Origin of the sequence: Sphingobacterium deserti (assembly GCF_000757725.1) — a bacterium.
GTDB lineage: Bacteria > Bacteroidota > Bacteroidia > Sphingobacteriales > Sphingobacteriaceae > Sphingobacterium > Sphingobacterium deserti.
Genome location: NZ_JJMU01000011.1, coordinates 1 through 18058 on the forward strand (window position 1 = coordinate 1; position 18058 = coordinate 18058).

15 protein-coding genes are annotated in these 18058 nt (G+C 42.0%); 7 read left to right on the plus strand and 8 right to left on the minus strand.

Annotated elements, in window-relative coordinates; all coding sequences use genetic code 11:
• The first annotated feature begins 271 nt into the window (after positions 1 to 271).
• Positions 272 to 1150: a GTPase Era gene (era, locus tag DI53_RS03565; RefSeq protein ID WP_037495460.1), complete on the plus strand. Its 879-nt coding sequence runs from the start codon at positions 272 to 274 to the stop codon at positions 1148 to 1150.
• Here the strand turns inward: era and uvrC are convergent.
• On the minus strand, positions 1147 to 2946 hold the full coding sequence (gene uvrC, locus DI53_RS03570; RefSeq protein ID WP_037495462.1) for an excinuclease ABC subunit UvrC: 1800 nt from the start codon (positions 2944 to 2946) through the stop codon (positions 1147 to 1149). The genes era and uvrC overlap by 4 nt on opposite strands.
• A 70-nt stretch (positions 2947 to 3016) precedes the next feature.
• Positions 3017 to 5263, minus strand: a complete 2247-nt coding sequence (locus DI53_RS03575; protein WP_037495465.1) for a penicillin-binding protein 1A — start codon at positions 5261 to 5263, stop codon at positions 3017 to 3019.
• Between the two features lie 567 nt (positions 5264 to 5830).
• On the opposite strand from DI53_RS03575, the gene DI53_RS03580 reads away from it, so the two are divergent.
• Positions 5831 to 7051 (plus strand): TCR/Tet family MFS transporter, encoded by a 1221-nt coding sequence (locus DI53_RS03580; RefSeq protein ID WP_037495468.1) that lies wholly within the window; start codon positions 5831 to 5833, stop codon positions 7049 to 7051.
• Here DI53_RS03580 and ispF read toward each other — a convergent pair.
• Entirely contained in the window at positions 7035 to 7514 is a 480-nt protein-coding gene (gene ispF / locus DI53_RS03585) for a 2-C-methyl-D-erythritol 2,4-cyclodiphosphate synthase (protein ID WP_037495470.1), read from the minus strand. The genes DI53_RS03580 and ispF overlap by 17 nt on opposite strands.
• A 607-nt stretch (positions 7515 to 8121) precedes the next feature.
• On the opposite strand from ispF, the gene DI53_RS03590 reads away from it, so the two are divergent.
• Together DI53_RS03590 and DI53_RS03595 are read left to right on the plus strand one after the other, a co-directional pair.
• The gene (locus tag DI53_RS03590) at positions 8122 to 8691 is read left to right on the plus strand and encodes an RNA polymerase sigma factor (RefSeq protein ID WP_037495473.1); all 570 of its coding nucleotides are present in this window, start codon (positions 8122 to 8124) and stop codon (positions 8689 to 8691) included.
• A 14-nt stretch (positions 8692 to 8705) separates the two neighbouring features.
• Positions 8706 to 9800 (plus strand): S1C family serine protease, encoded by a 1095-nt coding sequence (locus tag DI53_RS03595; protein WP_037495474.1) that lies wholly within the window; start codon positions 8706 to 8708, stop codon positions 9798 to 9800.
• Between the two features lie 70 nt (positions 9801 to 9870).
• Here the strand turns inward: DI53_RS03595 and DI53_RS03600 are convergent, their stop codons facing one another.
• The gene (locus DI53_RS03600; protein ID WP_037495475.1) at positions 9871 to 10509 is read right to left on the minus strand and encodes a peroxiredoxin; all 639 of its coding nucleotides are present in this window, start codon (positions 10507 to 10509) and stop codon (positions 9871 to 9873) included.
• 167 nt (positions 10510 to 10676) lie between these two features.
• Here DI53_RS03600 and DI53_RS03605 point away from each other — a divergent pair, with 167 nt between their 5' ends.
• Positions 10677 to 11813, plus strand: coding sequence for an acyl-CoA dehydrogenase (locus DI53_RS03605; RefSeq protein WP_037495476.1), 1137 nt, complete (start codon positions 10677 to 10679; stop codon positions 11811 to 11813).
• Between the two features lie 22 nt (positions 11814 to 11835).
• Here the strand turns inward: DI53_RS03605 and DI53_RS03610 are convergent, their stop codons facing one another.
• Genes DI53_RS03610 through proB form a run of 3 tightly spaced genes read right to left on the minus strand, consistent with a single transcriptional unit; the run spans position 11836 to position 14551 of the window.
• The gene (locus tag DI53_RS03610) at positions 11836 to 12240 is read right to left on the minus strand and encodes a hypothetical protein (RefSeq protein WP_037495477.1); all 405 of its coding nucleotides are present in this window, start codon (positions 12238 to 12240) and stop codon (positions 11836 to 11838) included.
• A gap of 3 nt (positions 12241 to 12243) precedes the next feature.
• The gene (locus tag DI53_RS03615; protein WP_037495479.1) at positions 12244 to 13494 is read right to left on the minus strand and encodes a glutamate-5-semialdehyde dehydrogenase; all 1251 of its coding nucleotides are present in this window, start codon (positions 13492 to 13494) and stop codon (positions 12244 to 12246) included.
• Positions 13495 to 13516: 22 nt separating this feature from the next.
• Positions 13517 to 14551, minus strand: a complete 1035-nt coding sequence (gene proB, locus DI53_RS03620) for a glutamate 5-kinase (protein ID WP_037495482.1) — start codon at positions 14549 to 14551, stop codon at positions 13517 to 13519.
• 236 nt (positions 14552 to 14787) lie between these two features.
• On the opposite strand from proB, the gene DI53_RS19515 reads away from it, so the two are divergent.
• Positions 14788 to 15210 (plus strand): hypothetical protein, encoded by a 423-nt coding sequence (locus tag DI53_RS19515; RefSeq protein WP_052072037.1) that lies wholly within the window; start codon positions 14788 to 14790, stop codon positions 15208 to 15210.
• A 12-nt stretch (positions 15211 to 15222) separates the two neighbouring features.
• Here DI53_RS19515 and uvrB read toward each other — a convergent pair whose 3' ends face one another.
• On the minus strand, positions 15223 to 17259 hold the full coding sequence (gene uvrB / locus DI53_RS03630) for an excinuclease ABC subunit UvrB (RefSeq protein WP_037495484.1): 2037 nt from the start codon (positions 17257 to 17259) through the stop codon (positions 15223 to 15225).
• A gap of 129 nt (positions 17260 to 17388) precedes the next feature.
• On the opposite strand from uvrB, the gene upp reads away from it, so the two are divergent.
• A complete protein-coding gene (upp, locus tag DI53_RS03635; protein WP_037495486.1) occupies positions 17389 to 18036 on the plus strand; it encodes a uracil phosphoribosyltransferase in 648 nt (215 codons plus the stop codon).
• Positions 18037 to 18058: the final 22 nt, after the last annotated feature.

Sequence of the window (18058 nt, forward strand, 5' to 3'; positions counted from 1 at the left end):
TATCTTTATTTGTCTCGAGCCAAGCATCGCGCTTAACTACCTCTAGGAACCTGAGCTGATGTCCGCCAACTGGCGGATATGAGCCCGACGAGCTACCAAAGCTCCATCCCGCAATATATCTTTATTTGGAAGCAAGACCTCGCGCCTTACTCTTCTTAAGTTTCATGTAAAAATCGCGTTTTTCATATCGTTAACGCAAGATAACATTCCGTTTAATTGGAGTACAAAGATATTATTTGTTTCTTTGTATTCCAAATAAAAAACAGATAAAATGTCGCATAAAGCAGGATTTGTAAGCATCATCGGAAAGCCCAACGCAGGAAAGTCTACCTTAATGAACTCATTAGTAGGCGAGAAGATGTCTATTATCACACCCAAAGCCCAAACAACGAGACATCGTATTATTGGCATTGTAAATGATGAAGATCATCAAATCGTCTTTTCAGACACTCCAGGTGTTATAAAACCAAACTATTCTTTGCAGGAATCGATGATGAATTTTGTTCAAGGATCCTTAATCGATGCCGATATTATCCTTTTTGTGACTGATATCCATGAAAAGTATGATGAGAACGATGTGATCGAGAAGTTGAAAAAGACGTCCTCGCCGGTAGCCGTTTTAATAAACAAAATCGACAAATCTTCGGAAGAAGAGGTGAAAAGCAAAATAGATTTTTGGCAGGAAAAGTTACATCCCGATGCTATTTTTGCAATATCGGCACTAAAAGATCATGGGGTGACAGGCATCATGCAATACATCAAAGAAAAACTTCCGGAACACGCGCCCTACTATGAAAAAGATGAATTGACAGACAAAAACATGCGTTTCTTCATCGCAGAAATGATCCGCGAAAAAATCTTCAAACTTTATGATAAGGAAATCCCTTACAGCACGGAAGTGGTGGTAACAGCTTATAAAGAAGAAGCAAACATCACAAGGATTGCTGCAGAAATAATTGTGGAACGTGATTCACAGAAAAACATTATTATAGGTAAAGCGGGTGCAATGATCAAAAAGGTCGGAACCTACGCTCGACAGGATATGGAGGAGTTCATTGATGGAAAGGTATTTTTAGAACTTTTTGTCAAAGTCATTCCTGATTGGCGAAGCAAGAAAAACTATCTGAAAAAATTCGGCTACGACGATTAAGATTGAAAATAGGCGCGAAGTGCTTTAACCTGCTTTTGGTTAAGCACTTTTGCCAAATCTTCATCACTAGCTTCCTGTACTTTTTTTGCTGATTTAAACGTCTTCAATAATTTTTCCACCGAAGTTTTTCCTATTCCCGGAATATTCTCCAGCTCTGAAACAAATGTCTTCTTGCTCCGTTGATTTCTATGGAACGTAATTCCAAATCGATGGGCTTCGTCACGCAAATGTTGGATGATCCGCAATGATTCTGACTTTTTGTCAAGGTATAATGGGTATTGATCTCCTGGATAATAGAGTTCTTCCAGACGCTTAGCAATGCCAATCACCGTCAACTTTTTCTCGATCCCCAAGAGCTTTAAACTTTTTAGTGCAGCGCCTAATTGTCCTTTCCCACCATCAATAATAATAAGTTGAGGCAACGGTTGGTCTTCATCCAATAATCTTCTATAACGTCTGAAAACTGCCTCCTCCATCGTCGCAAAATCATTGGGACCTACAACCGTCTTCACATTGAAATGGCGATAATCTTTCTTGGACGGCTTAGCGTCTTTAAACACGACAATAGCTGATACAGGATAATTGCCTTGAATATTCGAGTTGTCAAAACACTCGATATGTCGTGGTAAAACATTCATGCGGAGGTCCTTCTGCATTTGCTTTAATACGCGCTGGGTTTTAATCTCGGGATTCAAACGCTCGTATTGCAGCATACGTTCCTTTTTAAAATAAGCTACGTTTTTGAAGGAAAGCTCTAATAAGTTACGCTTATCACCCGCTTTCGGCACCGTAAATTTAAGATCACCACTCTCTTCGATATTGATATCGAATGGAACAATAATCTCCTTCGATGTACTTTTAAATCGGCTCCTGATCTCCGGTATTGCCAATGCGAGGAGCTCCTCTTCCGTTTCGTCGAGCCTTTTCTTCATTTCCAACGTTTGCGTTTGAATCACGACACCGTGTGCTACCTTTAGATAGTTTACAAATGCATAGCTATCGTCAGACGCTATGTTAAACACATCGATATTGGTAATAGAAGAGCTTACTACCGTGGATTTACTCTGGTAGTTTGAAAGCTTATCAAGCTTGCTTTTCATCTTGTAAGCGACCTCGAAGTTTAGATTCGCTACCGCATCATTCATTTGCATTTTTAAGCGGTTTGTTACTACGGCTATCTTTCCGTTTAGAATATCCTTGATATCAGCAAGGTTTTGTGCATAATCTTCTTCGGATTGGTAACCTTCGCATGGACCTTTACAGTTCCCTATTTGGTATTCTAAACAAACCTTGTATTTCCCTTTTGAAATGTTTTCCGGGGCGAGGTTCAGGTTGCAGGTACGCAATGGAAATAATTCCCGAATCATATCTAAAATGATATGCATCATGCCTACCGAAGCATAAGGACCGTAGTATTTTGAACCATCTTTAATATACTTCCTAGTCCAGAATATCCGCGGGAAATGCTCATTCTTAATTACAATCCATGGATAGGTCTTATCATCCTTCAACATGACATTGTAACGAGGCTTATGCTTTTTTATCAGGTTATTCTCCAACAGCCATGCGTCGATCTCCGTATCGACAATTGTGAATGCTATTCGGTTGATCTTACGAACGAGAACCCGGGTTTTGCTATTCAGCTGATTGTCATTCACGAAGTAGGATCCCACCCTATTGCGTAAGTTTTTTGCTTTACCGACGTATATCAGTTCATTATGTTTATCAAAATACTGATATACCCCAGGTTTGTGCGGTATCCTCTTTAGCTCTTCTTTATAATCAAATGACTCCATATCCACAAAAATGCCGAACAACAAATTTCGCTAAAATTTACTGTCCGGCAATTATAAAATTATGCTGTATTTAAAACCCTAAACGATCATCGTTAAGTTGTCCTTCTTCCGATGGTGTACCGTAGAATGGCGTGTAACGGCTACAGTCAATCTCCCTAGTTAGCCCGCCCGGCGGCTGTGGAAAGTCCTCCTGAGTGTAGCGAAGCTGCTTATCATTGTAGACCTTGCGCATATACAAACCAAAAATTGGTAGCGCGGCAGACGCCCCTTGCCCCGATGCCATACTGTAAAAGCGAATACCACGATCTTCCGCACCGGTCCAAACGCCCGTTACCAGATCTGGGGTAATGCCTATAAACCAAGCATCGGAGTTATCATTCGTTGTACCCGTCTTTCCGCCCATCGGGTTAGTCAAGCCTCCATATTCGGCGCGGCGAACACGCGAGCCCGTTCCACCATCCACTACACCTTTCAACATATCTACCATAATATAGGCAGACTCGCTGTTAATAGCCTTCACCACTTTAGGCGTTCGTTCATAAATCGGTGTGCCATTTTTATCCTCAATACGTAAGATCATCGTTGGCTCAATCCAAGTTCCGTGATTTACAAATGCCGAATATGCACCCACCATATCAAAGACCGACGCCTCGTATGCCCCGAGAGAGATTGATGGATAGTTGGGAACATTAGAGGTAATCCCCATGCGCTTCGTCAAGGATGCCACATTTGATGCCCCAACTTCGTTTATAACATGTGCTGTTGCAAAGTTTTGCGAATACTTTAACGCATTTTTCAAGGTAATAGGGTCACCACCCTGCACGGTACCCCGTGGCGTCCAGTTTCCATAAGTCTGCATATGATTTGGAACCGTAAAGCACGGTGAATATCCATTATCAATTGCTGTGGCATAGGTAAACGGTTTCGCCGTTGAACCTACCTGCCTTTGCCCTTGCTTAACATGATCAAACTTAAAGTGTTCGAAATTAATTCCGCCTACCCATGCTTTGATATGACCAGTTTTGGGCTCCATAGACATAACGGCATTCCTTAAGAAAAGCTTATTATAACGAATGGAGTCCATGGGCGTCATCGTTGTATCTACATTGCCTTTATAGGTAAAAAGAGACATGGGCACCTTCTTATTAAACTCCTTCTTTATTTCATCCTCTGACAATCCCGCATCCTTTAATACGCGGTAGCGGTCAGAGCGTTTCATACCCGCAATTAAGAGCTTTGCATTCTCGCCCTTGAATGGGTCCGAATTTCGGTATTGACGATCAAAATCACGCTGCAACTTCATCATCCATTCCTTTTGCGCATCTTCAGCATATTGTTGCATGGAATAATTTATCGGTGTGTAAATCTTTAGTCCGTCACGATCCAGGTCGTAAGGCGTACCATCTGCTTTTGTGATGGATAAGCGTTGAAACTCTTTCTTTATTTCTTCTTTCAGAACCGCGCGAAAATACGGAGCTAAGCCTTCTCCATAATTTGAAATGCGCAATTTCAAATTAATAGGGCTACCCTTCGCTTTTGCATACTCATCAGCTGTCAGAAAATTTTGATTAGCCATATTATATAAGACCGTATTCCTTCTTGTCAATGCGTTGTCTGGAAATTTCACGGGCGAATACAACGATGGCCCCTTCAACATACCTACCAATATGGCTGCTTCTTCCGCGGACAATTTATCAGGCGTCGTGCTAAAGAACGTACGGGCAGCAGATTTTATACCATAGGTATTCTTGTAGCCAAAATCCACGGTATTGAAATACATGGTGATAATTTCTTCTTTTGTATAACTTCTTTCCAACCGTACCGCAGTAATCCATTCCTGAAATTTCTGCATAACACGTTTGAAGGTATTGCGTTCCCTACGTTCCGAAAACAAGTTGAGCGCCAGCTGCTGCGTTATCGTACTTCCGCCCTGCTTGTCTCCCAAAATAGTGTGGAACACAGAAGTTATCGTCCTGGAATAGTCGATCCCCGCATGGTCGTAAAACCTCTTGTCCTCCGTGGAGATTAATGCCTGAATGAGGTAAGGAGACAACTCGCTGTACTTTACATTGGAGCGGTTGTGTCGGTAATACGTACCTAATACCTTCAGGTCGTCGGAAAGAATCTCTGATGCTAGATTGCTCTTTGGGTTTTCTAACTCCTGGAATGAAGGGAGTTTACCAAAAACACCAAAGCGTACGCTTGCTATGAATAGCACACCTAGGAATATAATCGCCAATAATATTTTCCAAAAATTGAGCGTATAGCGTTTAATATCTTCTTCCGTTATTCTATTTTGCTTTGATTCTCTCTTCATAGCATTTTAAATACAATTTACTGCGCTGTGTATACCTGCCGGCAATTTTTATCTACATCCCATCAGTTTACGTGCCAATTACGTCTCTTATCACACTCACGTGGTTGTAATCTTCTTGTGGCAGACACATCATTTCAGGAAGCAAAGGTAAGATTCTAGTTTCATAAGTTTTAACTTCTTGAAAAGTTTCGAATGCCACAACAAGCTATAGTCAATTTTAAGCATTTGCGAGCGTGATTGATGGGAAGTAAACGAGGCATTTATATTGAGAACGGCTAAAGTGACTTGTGCTGTATCTATTTAACTAAGGGAATTAGGCATGCATTCGTAACATTGTGGGGGTATTTGGATTCATATCGGCACTGATAAGCTAAATACCCGTTAACATAATAACGACCTTAAATTACAACATCAATTCAAACGATTTCAATCAACAATTCGATTTGATATGAATCGGATTTTAAATGCTAGGCGACCCCTGGATCAACTGTTCAAAATTATTTGTGACAGTCATAATTAAAACACTACTTTAGAAAAATATTTTGAATTGAGCCACCGTGCTTTGCTATGCTATTAAAGAAAAACTCAGGTTTATTTTTCATTTTTCTCACTGTCGTTATTGATACCATAGGGCTGGGAATTATCATTCCAGTTCTTCCTTCGCTCATTAAAGAGCTAATTCATGGAAATTTGAGCGATGCATCCCGCTATGGCGGATGGCTGATGTTTGCTTACGCATTTACCCAATTTCTTTTTGCTTCGGTGCTAGGCAATTTGAGCGATTGCTATGGACGACGTCCCGTATTACTATTCTCTCTTTTGGGATTTTGCGTGAATTATGTATTGATGGGTTTTGCACCTTCTATCGCTTGGCTATTCGTTGGAAGGCTGGTAGCGGGTGTTACGGGGGCGAGTCACACGGTCGCAGCAGCCTATATTGCAGATATCAGCAGTCCACAAAAAAAAGCGCAGAACTTCGGTTTATTAGGAGCCGCTTTCGGTCTAGGCTTTATTATAGGCCCGGTTATCGGGGGCTTACTAGGACAATTCGGCGCACGCATTCCATTCTTCGCCGCTGGCGGACTGAGTTTGTTGAACTTCATCTATGGCTATTTTGTTGTTCCGGAATCGTTGAATAAAGAAAATAGAAGACCATTTTCATGGCGGAATGCCAATCCGGTAGGCGCCTTCCGACATATGGCTAAGTATCCTCAGATTTTTGCGCTTGTGCTGTGCATCTTTCTGGTCAATATCGCAGCACACGCGGTGCAAAGCACCTGGTCTTACTATACCATGGAAAAGTTTCAGTGGGATGAAAAAATGGTCGGTATCTCGCTGGGATTTATCGGAACCTTACTCACTATTGTACAGGCGGGGCTATTACGCATTGCTATCCCTAAGCTAGGCCTTCCAAAATCAATATTGATTGGTCTGCTGTTACACACCCTTTCCTTGCCGCTCATTGGCCTCGCAAATTCGACGTTTATGCTTTATGCTGTTAGCATCCTCTACGTTTGTGGAGGGATAGGTGGTCCAGCTTTACAAAGTCTGATATCCAACCTCACCCCTACAAATGAGCAGGGACAAATACAGGGTGGCATAGCTTCAATCATCAGCCTCACCGCTATATTCGGACCTTTACTAATGAGTAACCTTTTCGCTGTTTTTACGAAAGATAATGCCGCATTTTATTTTCCAGGAGCGCCTTTTATCGCGGGTGGACTGCTGACATTAACAGCATTGCTTACAGCCTATACCTACTTTCGAAATATTAAGACTTCGAAATAAGACAGACGGCATAAGCCACTACCCCTTCTTCCCTACCAATAAAACCCATGGTTTCATTAGTTGTGGCTTTTATCGATATATCGTCAAGATCGAGACCTGTTACTTCGGCAAGGTGTTCTTTCATGGCCGGAATATAGGGCTTGATTTTTGGCGCTTCCAACACCAGCATGGCGTCAATATTACCAATCTCAAACCCCTTTTCGCCTATTAATCGTACACATTCCTTCAACAATAACAAACTGCTTATCCCTTTCCACTTTGCATCTGTATTCGGAAAATGGTAGCCTATGTCCTCTAAGTTTGCGGCTCCCAATATGGCATCGCAAATCGCATGTACCAATACATCCGCATCAGAGTGGCCGAATGCACCTGCATGGTGATCCAGTGTTACGCCTCCCAATACAAATGGATGCCCTTCTTTCATTTGGTGAACATCAAAACCAAAACCTACTTTCATCTTCATATCGCTGCTAATTTATGAATAAAAACTATTGGAAATTAATTTTTCACTTTGATCAGTTACCTTGGGATAAAAAATACATTTCCCGCTACAGGCCACGTCTTGAAAAAGTATTTTTTACATCCCAACCTCCTGTATAGAGTAATAATTATTTCCTATTTTTGACAGGTTAGTTCATGAATTTCCCACCTAATGACAGTGACGGATTCGTTCATTATGAAGGTAGGTACGACTTTTGGAGAGTTATGTGTTGATGATTGTTTCAATCGTGAGAATGCAAAGACTACTGCCAATACTTTTGTTCTCATCTAGGCTTGGCGTTCAGTTGCAGGAGGCAATAAATAGCTGCCAGAAGAGATGCATAGTTCCTGCAATGTCGCTAATAAATAAGGACATGTTGTGAAGAACAAATATCGAAAGATTAAAGGTAGTGCTGCAGCTTTTAACAAAAGGCGTTCAGATTAAAAAGATGCTCGTTAACTGAACGCGGCAACTCGCAGACAAAATGATGCTGTAAACAACTTGGCAAGGGGTTTTAATAAACATCGACATAAAAAGTAAAAAAAGATCCCGGGGCAAGGTTACTATTTGGCTAGAAAGGTATTAATAAGTGAGTAAGGAAAAAAGCGATATAAATTTTGATTTAGAGATCCTACATGGTATTGCAACGGGAAATAACTTGGCCATTCGGAAGTTGTACAAGTTGCATTTCCCCGCAATTGCGAAAATGATCCTCAATAATCAGGGAAGTAGAGAAGAAGCGCAAGATATCTTTCAAGAAACCGTAATGGTTCTTTATGACAAAGTAAGTCAGGGAAACTTTACATTGAATAGTAAATTGCAGACCTTTCTTTATGCTATTTCCAAAAGATTATGGCTGAAACAACTTACTCGTGGAGCTTCAAAATATCATCAAGACCAGATTGATAGTTTGGAAGACTCTCTAGCCGCTGAAGAGGCAATCGAAGAACATGTACTAACAGAAGCAAATCTGAATCAAATGGAGGATGCCTTGCTGACTTTAGGCGAGCCCTGCAAAACTATTTTGCAAGACTTTTACATCAAGAACGCTTCGATGACAGATATTTGCGAGAAGTTTGGATATACGAATCCAGACAACGCGAAGAACCAAAAATACAAATGCCTTCAGCGCTTGAAAAAAATATTTTTTAAAAAGTAAGGAATTAGAAGGTCATGAGAGACTTAGGTACGCAAGAGTTTATAGAGTGGGCAGATAGTTACCTCCGGGATGAATTGTCAAGGGAAGAACGGTTGAGATTTGAGGAGTTTTGTTCGCAAAACCCGACTTATGCTGCGTTATTTTCAGAGCACGTTTCTTTTATATCAAGCTTAAAGCAAACGGACGCTAGAGCATCGTTCAAGCAGGCACTTGCCGAAACGGCTCAAGAATATTATCAAGCGGAAACTGTCAAAAAACCGGCTAAGATCATACGTTTGTGGAATAGCTTGCAACTAAACGCTGCTGTGGCAGCGGCAATCGCTATTGTATCTGTATTTTCTACGCTATGGTTAACCGGGTATTATTCAAATTTGAAGAAGACTAGCACGGACTATAGTGCCTTGCGCCGAGATATGAATACTGTAAAGCGGAATGTAAACGCGCACAATGCGGAAATCAAGAATATTAAAAGTGATAAAGACAACACGGAAGATATGCATTTTGGCGCGACAGGCTTCATGATCACGAGAGACGGATACGTAGTCACGAATTACCATGTCATAACGGGAGCAGATTCTGTGCATCTACAAAACCACAAAGGAGAGTCTTATAAAGCAGAAATTATTTTTACAAATCCTGAAAAGGACTTAGCCATATTGCATATCAGCGATTCTACTTTCAAGTCCTTAAAAAATCTGCCTTACACGTTTAAAAAACAAGATTCTGATTTAGGTGAAGATATTTACACAATTGGTTTTCCTCGAGATGAAGCTGTATATGGCCAAGGTTATCTCAGTTCCGCAACGGGGTACGCAGGAGACACGCTGGCCTATCAAATCTCAATCCCCGTCAACCCTGGAAACAGCGGCGGTCCAGTATTAGACAAAGATGGAAACGTGATAGGAATTATCAGCGGGAAACAAAAAGGTATCGATGGCGCCGCATTTGCGATTAAAACAAAGGCGTTATTAGAAACCTTAAATAGTATTCCGGTAGATTCATTAAAAGGAAATATTGTGTTAAGCAACCGCAACGGCTTGACCAACCTGAACCGTACGGATCAGATTAAACGTCTTCAAGACTATATCTACATCGTCAAAGTTTACTAGGGAGATAAATCAAAAAGAAAGGGTGAATGTAACGTTCACCCTTTCTTTTTGACTTTAATTTGGAAATACCTTAGTCCTTATTTGGCTGCGGCGTAACGCGTAAATAGGGCTTAATCTCCGTATACCCCTTTGGAAATTTCGCGGGTATATCCTCCGTTTTGATTGCGGGAACAACAATTACGTCTTGCCCGTCTGTCCAATCAGCTGGTGTAGCGACAGAATATTCATCTGTAAGCTGTAGTGAATCGATGACGCGCAAAACCTCATTAAAGTTTCTACCGGTAGATGCAGGGTAAGTCAAAGTCAGCTTTACTTTCTTATCAGGGCCAATCACAAAAACAGAACGAACGGTAGCCGTTGCAGATGCATTTGGGTGTATCATATCATAAAGCTCGGCTACTTTCCGATCCTTGTCCGCAATGATTGGAAACTCAACCGTCGTGTTTTGGGTTTCGTTGATATCTTTTATCCATTCTAAATGATCCTCCACTGAATCGACACTTAAAGCTAGCACTTTAACATTCCTCTTTTCGAATTCTGACTTCAACTGTGCCGTACGTCCCAACTCTGTGGTGCATACCGGCGTATAGTCAGACGGGTGCGAGTAAAGCACAGCCCAACTGCCATCAATGTATTCGTAAAAATCTATCGGGCCTACTGACGTATCAGCCTTGAAGTTTGGCGCTATATCTCCTAACTTTATACTCATATTAAATCTCCTCTTCTGTTAAATTATAATCTACAAATTTAGTAGATTATTTCACTTTTCAAAATGATCGCGACTAAACCTCTCTATAAAACAAGGAAACATTACACTCAATTTACTATGCTAGCATAATATTTTTTCTTATATTTGATTTAACTAAATAAACTGTTATGCATTTTGAACTCAGCGAAGAGCATCAACTCATCCGCCAAACGGCGAAAGAATTTGCTAAATCTCTATTAGAAGGCGTTATAGATCGTGACGAACAAGCGAAATTCCCGTATGATCATGTTAAACAAATGGGCGAACTTGGCTTCATGGGTATGATGGTTGACGAGAAATATTTAGGGGCCGGCATGGATACGTTGGCCTACGTGATTGCCCTAGAAGAAATATCAAAGATTGATGCGTCTGCCGGCGTCATCATGTCTGCGCATAATTCACTGGTCTTGTACGGCTTGCAAGCTTTTGGTACGGATGCCCAAAAAGAGAAATACCTAAAGCCATTAGCCTCTGGGGAGAAGCTGGGTGCTTTCGCGCTCTCCGAGCCGGAAGCCGGATCGGATGCTACTTCTCAGCACACTACCGCTATTGATCATGGCGATCACTATCTGCTGAACGGCACCAAAAATTGGATAACGAATGGAGGCAATGCCGATATTTACATCGTTATTGCACAAACCGACGCAGAAAAAGGCCACCGTGGGATCAACGCATTGATTGTGGAGAAGGGTGTTGATGGCTTCAGCATAGGTCCAAAAGAAAATAAATTGGGGATCCGAAGCTCGGATACACATTCTTTGCTATTTACAGACGTGCGGGTGCCTAAAGAAAATCGGATCGGTGATGAAGGATTTGGGTTCAAGTTTGCGATGAAGACGTTAGATGGTGGAAGAATAGGTATTGCTGCTCAGGCATTGGGAATCGCTGCCGGTGCATATGATTTGTCACGTGCCTATTCGAAGGAACGGAAAACGTTTGGAAAGGCTATCTGCGAACACCAGGCCATACAATTCAAACTGGCCGATATGGAAGTGGAAATTGAGGCCGCGCGCCTACTTACCTACAAAGCGGCCTGGCTAAAAGATCATGGCAAACCCTATGCAAAGGAGGCTGCGATGGCAAAGCTTTACGCATCTGAGGTTGCCATGAAGACCAGCATAGAGGCGGTTCAAATACACGGCGGATATGGCTACGTGAAAGAGTATCACGTTGAACGTTTAATGCGGGATGCTAAGATAACGCAGATATACGAAGGCACATCGGAAATACAGCGCTTGGTGATCGCTCGCGATATACTAAGATAGGGATGCCTCTTTGGTATTCCCATTAGCTAGTACGGAGCAACTTATCGATAGTCGCTAAGTTGCCATAATCTTCGAAGGAGAAACTTCCTATCTTCGTTGAAACGTAATTCAATAAAAATTTCGACCGTTTCAGCAAGGTCTGCTGTTCTTCTGTGTCTTTTGTAACCAGGGCATCTTGCAATAAAAGCAAAGCTAATGGACGTATTTGCTCGACATCTAATTCCTGATCGACGTAGATCTGCAGCTGTTCTTCAGAAGCAGTCAACATCCATCCCCGCTCCTTGCTAAAAAATTCACGGTAACCATTTTCTACTAGCAAGGGATCGGGCTCTTCAAAAGCTTCATATTTATCGACTAATAGTCTTAAAAATTTCCCCATCTCGTTGATCCAATTAAGGATGGTATCTTTCTCATATCGTATTCCCATATACTATCTTATTTGTCCATTGCCGGTCACATACCATTTTTCAGTAACCAACTTTTCTAAAGCGAAGGGGCCGCGCGCATGTAGCTTTTGCGTAGATATACCGATTTCAGCTCCTAGACCAAATTCTCCACCATCTGTAAACCGAGTCGATGCGTTCGCATACACCGCAGCAGCATCTACAGCCTCCATAAAAATAGCAATCTTTTCTGCATCTTCCGAAATTATGCACTCAGAATGCTTCGAAGAGTAGTTAGCTATATGTATCAGGGCATCATCCAGCGTGTCGACAAGTTTTATCGAACATTGTAACGACAAAAATTCGCGTCCAAAATCTTCTGGCGATGCTTTTTCCAGATAAGGATACTGCAACATCGTCAAGATTTCATAGGAGGAATCATCTGCATAGATGCGCACCTGCTGTTCGTGGAACAACTCGATTAAGATTGGTAAAAAAGATTCGGCTATTGCTTGATCGACGAGTACGGTATCTAATGCGTTGCATACTGAAGGCCTTGAAATTTTGGCATTAGCTACAATCTTAGCCGCCTTAGGCAGGTCGGCATGCTTATCCACGTAGGTATGGCAAACTCCTGCCCCCGTTTCTATAACTGGAACTTTCGCATTCTCGCGTACAAAATCTATTAATGATTGTGAACCACGGGGTATAATGATGTCAACAAATTTTGTAGCTGTAAGGAGCTCGGTTACGTGCTTTCGCTCTGTGGGCAGCAATTGGAGCATGTCAGGGTTGACGGCATGTTTGCTATAAACGGATCGAAGAAGCTCAACCAACACGTTATTTGTAAACCAAGCATCGGATCCGCCACGCAATAAACATACATTTCCGGAGCGCAAACACAGCGCCGCTACATCAACGGTAACATTTGGCCTCGATTCGTAGATCACGCCTACTACACCCAAAGGCACCGTTTTCTTTTCCACCAATAATCCATTATCAAGTAGTTTACTTGACAACAATTTATTTGCCGGATCATCCAAATCTGCTATAGCCTGAACACTATCTGCTAAGGCGATAATTCGCTGTTCTGTAAGAAGCAGCCGATCATAACGGGAATCCGCAGCATCCATTCGTTCCAAATCTTTCTTATTTTCATGGAGTATGTTTTCTACATTACCTTTCAACTCGGCAGCAATCTTGTACAAGAGATCACGCTTCAGTTCATTTGATAATAATTTTGCCCCTACGGTGGCCGCTTTTGCCACTTTTAATTCCTCTTCTATATTTTCTTTCATTACGCCTTTACAGTATTATAGATCAAAGCAACACAATATCATCGGCATGTGCCACCGCTACGTTTTTCTTCTTATGAATAGATGGCAAATCAACAATTGCTATTTTTGCCTTGGCCACGGCAAAGACAACACCCTCCATGTCTGAGATTTGGAATACCTCCCCCACTTCTAAATTTTGGTTGACGGCTGTAATGCCTACAGCAAGTAAACTTTTGCGATCCTGAATAGCTTTAGCCGCACCCGCGTCTACGGTGATAAGCCCTTTAATTAAGCTACCACTTGCCAACCATTTATTACGGGAGGATACCTTCTTTAATTGTGGTCTACAAACAGTGCCTGTCTCCCCTCGGACAGCTTTCAAAATAGCATCTTCCGCTTGCATACTAAAGATCACGGCTTGAATTCCCATTTGATTAGCTAAACGTGCAAAGTTAAGTTTAGATGTCATGCCCCCCAATCCAACGGAAGATTTTTCCTTTTTAGCCAGTAATAGCGCATCCTTATCGATGACCTTTATTTCTGGAACTACATTGCCTGTCGCATCAAGTACGCCGGGAACCGATGTACTAAAAAGTATCTGTTCGGCTCCAAAACCCACCGCAATCAATGTTGCCAACTCGTCGTTATCAGAAAATTTGAGTTCCTTGTTACTTACAACATCGTTCTCATTGGCAATCGGTATTACATTGTTTTTCCACAACTCGTGATACGTATCTTTAAGCTGCAGAAACTGCGCGCGGTTGGCAAAATGCTGACGCTCACATAAGCTTTGAGCTAATGCGATTTTAAACGGTTTGAAATAGGTGCTATAGGTACGAACCAACAAAGGGTTTCCTATAGCTGCAGCTGCCTTGCGCTCGGATAAGCTACCTTCGTAATTGACCAAAAACTTTTTGCCTGCTGCTACTGCTCCCGAAGATACCAAAACGATGTTGTATTTCGCTTGCAGCTGTGCCGTTTGCCTAGCTATTTCTAGCACAATACGCTCGTCAATTTCACCCTCTTTTGTGGTAATAGATGCAGACCCAAATTTAATTACCAATACTGGCTTTTTCATTTATTAACAATTTGACAATCATTCACAGGTTTATTTAAACAAATGTAAATGTAACAAGCTTTTCCTTAAAAACTCAATCATCCACTCAACTTTAAAAAAGTTTTTGGTACGGTTTATGGTTTATTTGTAGCGTAAACTAAAAAACAAATTATGAGAAGTCTGGAATTTGCCAAACACGGACGGCAAAGATTCGTTTAGACATCCCATAAAACCATTGTGATGAAAACAATATACCTATGAAATATTTTACGCTACTATTGATAACTATACCGTTCTTAGCATGCCATGGACCTCGTGAGGAAGGCAAGGACAATAAATCTGATATACCTCAAATTGGTGGAAACCAGGATGCGAATGGTTGTTTAACTTCCGCTGGATATACATGGTCCAAGGTGAAGGAAGATTGCATCAGACCTTGGGAAGAAGCAATTACGCTAAACGTGACAGATACCTCCACAAATTTTGAGACAGCTGCATTTGTACTGATTGATTCGACAAAGCATAAAGCGGAGGTTTTCCTGAAAGAGGCAGATGAAAGTATCTTGTTGGACAGTGTATCGCCATTACTTTATGCCAACAAGCAATATCAATTGAAACAAGATAACCATTGTTGGTCTTTGATTCATCAAGATGAAATGCTATATGAGGAAGTAAAGTAGGTCGTTCCTACTTTACTTTTTCCCGAATCGGTCTTCATACAATTTTTCCATAGCAAACATCTCATCCCGCAATTTAGCGGCAGCAAGGAAATCCATTTCTTTCGCAGCCTTTTCCATCTGCTTACGCACGTTTTCAATCGCCTTGCGCATATCTTTATCACCGAGGTATTCCATCACTGGATCGGCGGCAATCAATGTTGCTGCATCTGGCTCTACGTAAGCTTTCGCTTCACCCGGTTTAAAGTCGGCAACTGATGTTTGTTCCAAAATTTCCTCCCTGGTCTTACCTACGGTGCGCGGTACAATACCATGTTCAGCATTATAAGCGATTTGCTTCTCACGACGTCGATTAGTCTCATCTATAGTAATACGCATACTATCAGTCATCTGATCCGCGTACATGATAACACGCCCTTTATCATTTCTGGCGGCTCGCCCAATAGTTTGAATCAACGAGCGTTCCGAACGAAGGAAGCCTTCCTTATCGGCATCAAGAATAGCGACCAACGTAACTTCGGGAAGGTCGAGCCCTTCACGTAGCAGGTTTACACCCACTAAAACATCAAATTCGCCAAGCCGGAGCCCGCGCAAAATTTCTACACGTTCCAATGTTTTAATCTCGGAATGGATATATCTAACTTTGATGTTGAGCCTACTCATATATTTCGTCAACTCCTCCGCCATACGTTTGGTTAACGTCGTAGCCAATATTCTACCACCCTCTTTAATAGTTTTATCCACTTCCTCCAGAAAGTCATCGACTTGGTTCATGGCCGGATGTACTTCAATTATCGGATCCAAAAGCCCCGTCGGACGGATAACTTGCTCAACGACTACGCCCTCCGTTTGCTGTAGTTCATAGTCGCCCGGCGTGGCGGATACATATATTGTTTGGTTGGTTAAAGACTCAAACTCTGGAAAGTTCAGCGGGCGGTTGTCCAGCGCCGCAGGTAGCCGAAATCCGTGCTCTACTAAAGAAACCTTGCGCGATCTATCACCACCATACATAGCCCGTAGCTGTGGCAACGTAACGTGACTCTCATCAATGACCAACAAATAATCTTCTGGAAAATAGTCGATCAAACAGAACGGCCGCATACCGGGCTCTCTCCCATCGAAAAAACGCGAATAGTTTTCTATTCCTGAACAGTAGCCCAATTCACGCATCATCTCCAGGTCGTAATTCACGCGTTCTTCCAAGCGCTTCGCTTCAAGCATCTTTCCCTCGCCTTCCAGCTGCGTTTTTCTTTGCACCAACTCATCCTGAATTTCCCAAATGGACTTCGTGAATTTATCTTTCGGCGTCACAAATAGGTTCGCCGGAAACAACGCGATATCTTCGGTTTTTGACAACGTTTTCCCTGAGGTAGGATCTATCTCACTGATTTCGTCAATCTCGTCTCCGAAAAATGAAATACGAAAAGCATAGTCCAAGTAGGCAGGGTAAACATCGACAATGTCTCCTTTTACGCGAAAAGTTCCTCGCTTGAAATCGGCAGTAGTACGCGCGTATAAAATTTCTACCAATCTATGCAGGAAAGCATTCCGGCTGATCGTCATGCCCACCGCAAAGCGAAATATAGACCGCGAAAAATCTTCGGGGTTCCCCATACCATAAATGCAGGAGACGGAAGATACCACCACCACATCTCGCCGACCAGACATCAGCGACGAGGTGGTCGCTAATCGAAGTTTTTCTATTTCTTCATTGATGGCTAAGTCTTTCTCGATATAGGTATTTGATGAGGCTATAAACGCTTCCGGTTGGTAATAGTCGTAATAGGAAACAAAGTAATTCACCGCATTCTCTGGGAAAAATTGCTTAAACTCGCCATATAACTGCGCAGCCAATGTTTTGTTGTGACTTAAAATAAGTGTTGGGCGCTGTGTTTCCTGTATGAGGTTTGCCACAGTAAAGGTTTTTCCAGATCCTGTAACACCTAACAGCGTTTGGTATCTTTCTCCTTGCTGTACGCCTGCCACCAACTCTTTAATTGCCTGCGGTTGATCACCTGTAGGCTTATATTCAGATGTTAAATTAAACTTCATTCAAATTCTCCGGATTAAAATCTAAAAATAACGAAAAAAGAATAAACCTTTATCGGCACACTGTCACGTTCGTGGTATAAAAATTGAAAGGCTTTTAGTAAATTAGTAAAACACTTAAACAGTCTCCCTATGGTAACGATCCTGACCAAAGAAAATAGTATTGCCAATCACTACCTTGTAGAGCTTCGCGATATCAATATACAACAAGATCGCATGCGTTTCCGTCGAAACTTAGAACGTTTGGGTGAAATTACGGCCTATGAGATTAGCAAGACCCTCCCCTTTATTCCGACTACGGTTGAAACACCGCTAGGCATGGCAAGCCATAACGTATTGGAACAGCAGCCCGTTTTAACAACGATTATACGTGCAGGTTTACCTTTCCATCAAGGCCTCCTCAATGTTTTCGACCGTGCCGATAGTGCCTTTATTGCTGCGTACAGGCACACTAAGAAAAGTGGAGAAATAGAGATTCATAAAAAATATAGCAATACGCCCAATCTAGATGGGAGGATTGTCATTATCGCGGATCCAATGCTTGCCACGGGCCAAAGTTTGGTTTTGTGCTGTAAAGAACTTCTCGCGGATTACAGCATAAAGGAATTACATATCGCCGTGGTAATCGCATCAGAAGAAGGTCTGCAACATGTGCGAGCTTTTCTACCGGAAGCGCACTTATGGATTGGCGCAGTTGATAATGAAATGACTTCGAAAGCCTACATTGTTCCCGGTTTGGGCGATGCTGGTGATCTCGCTTACGGGAATAAAGAAGAATAAGAAAACGAACAATAGATAACAG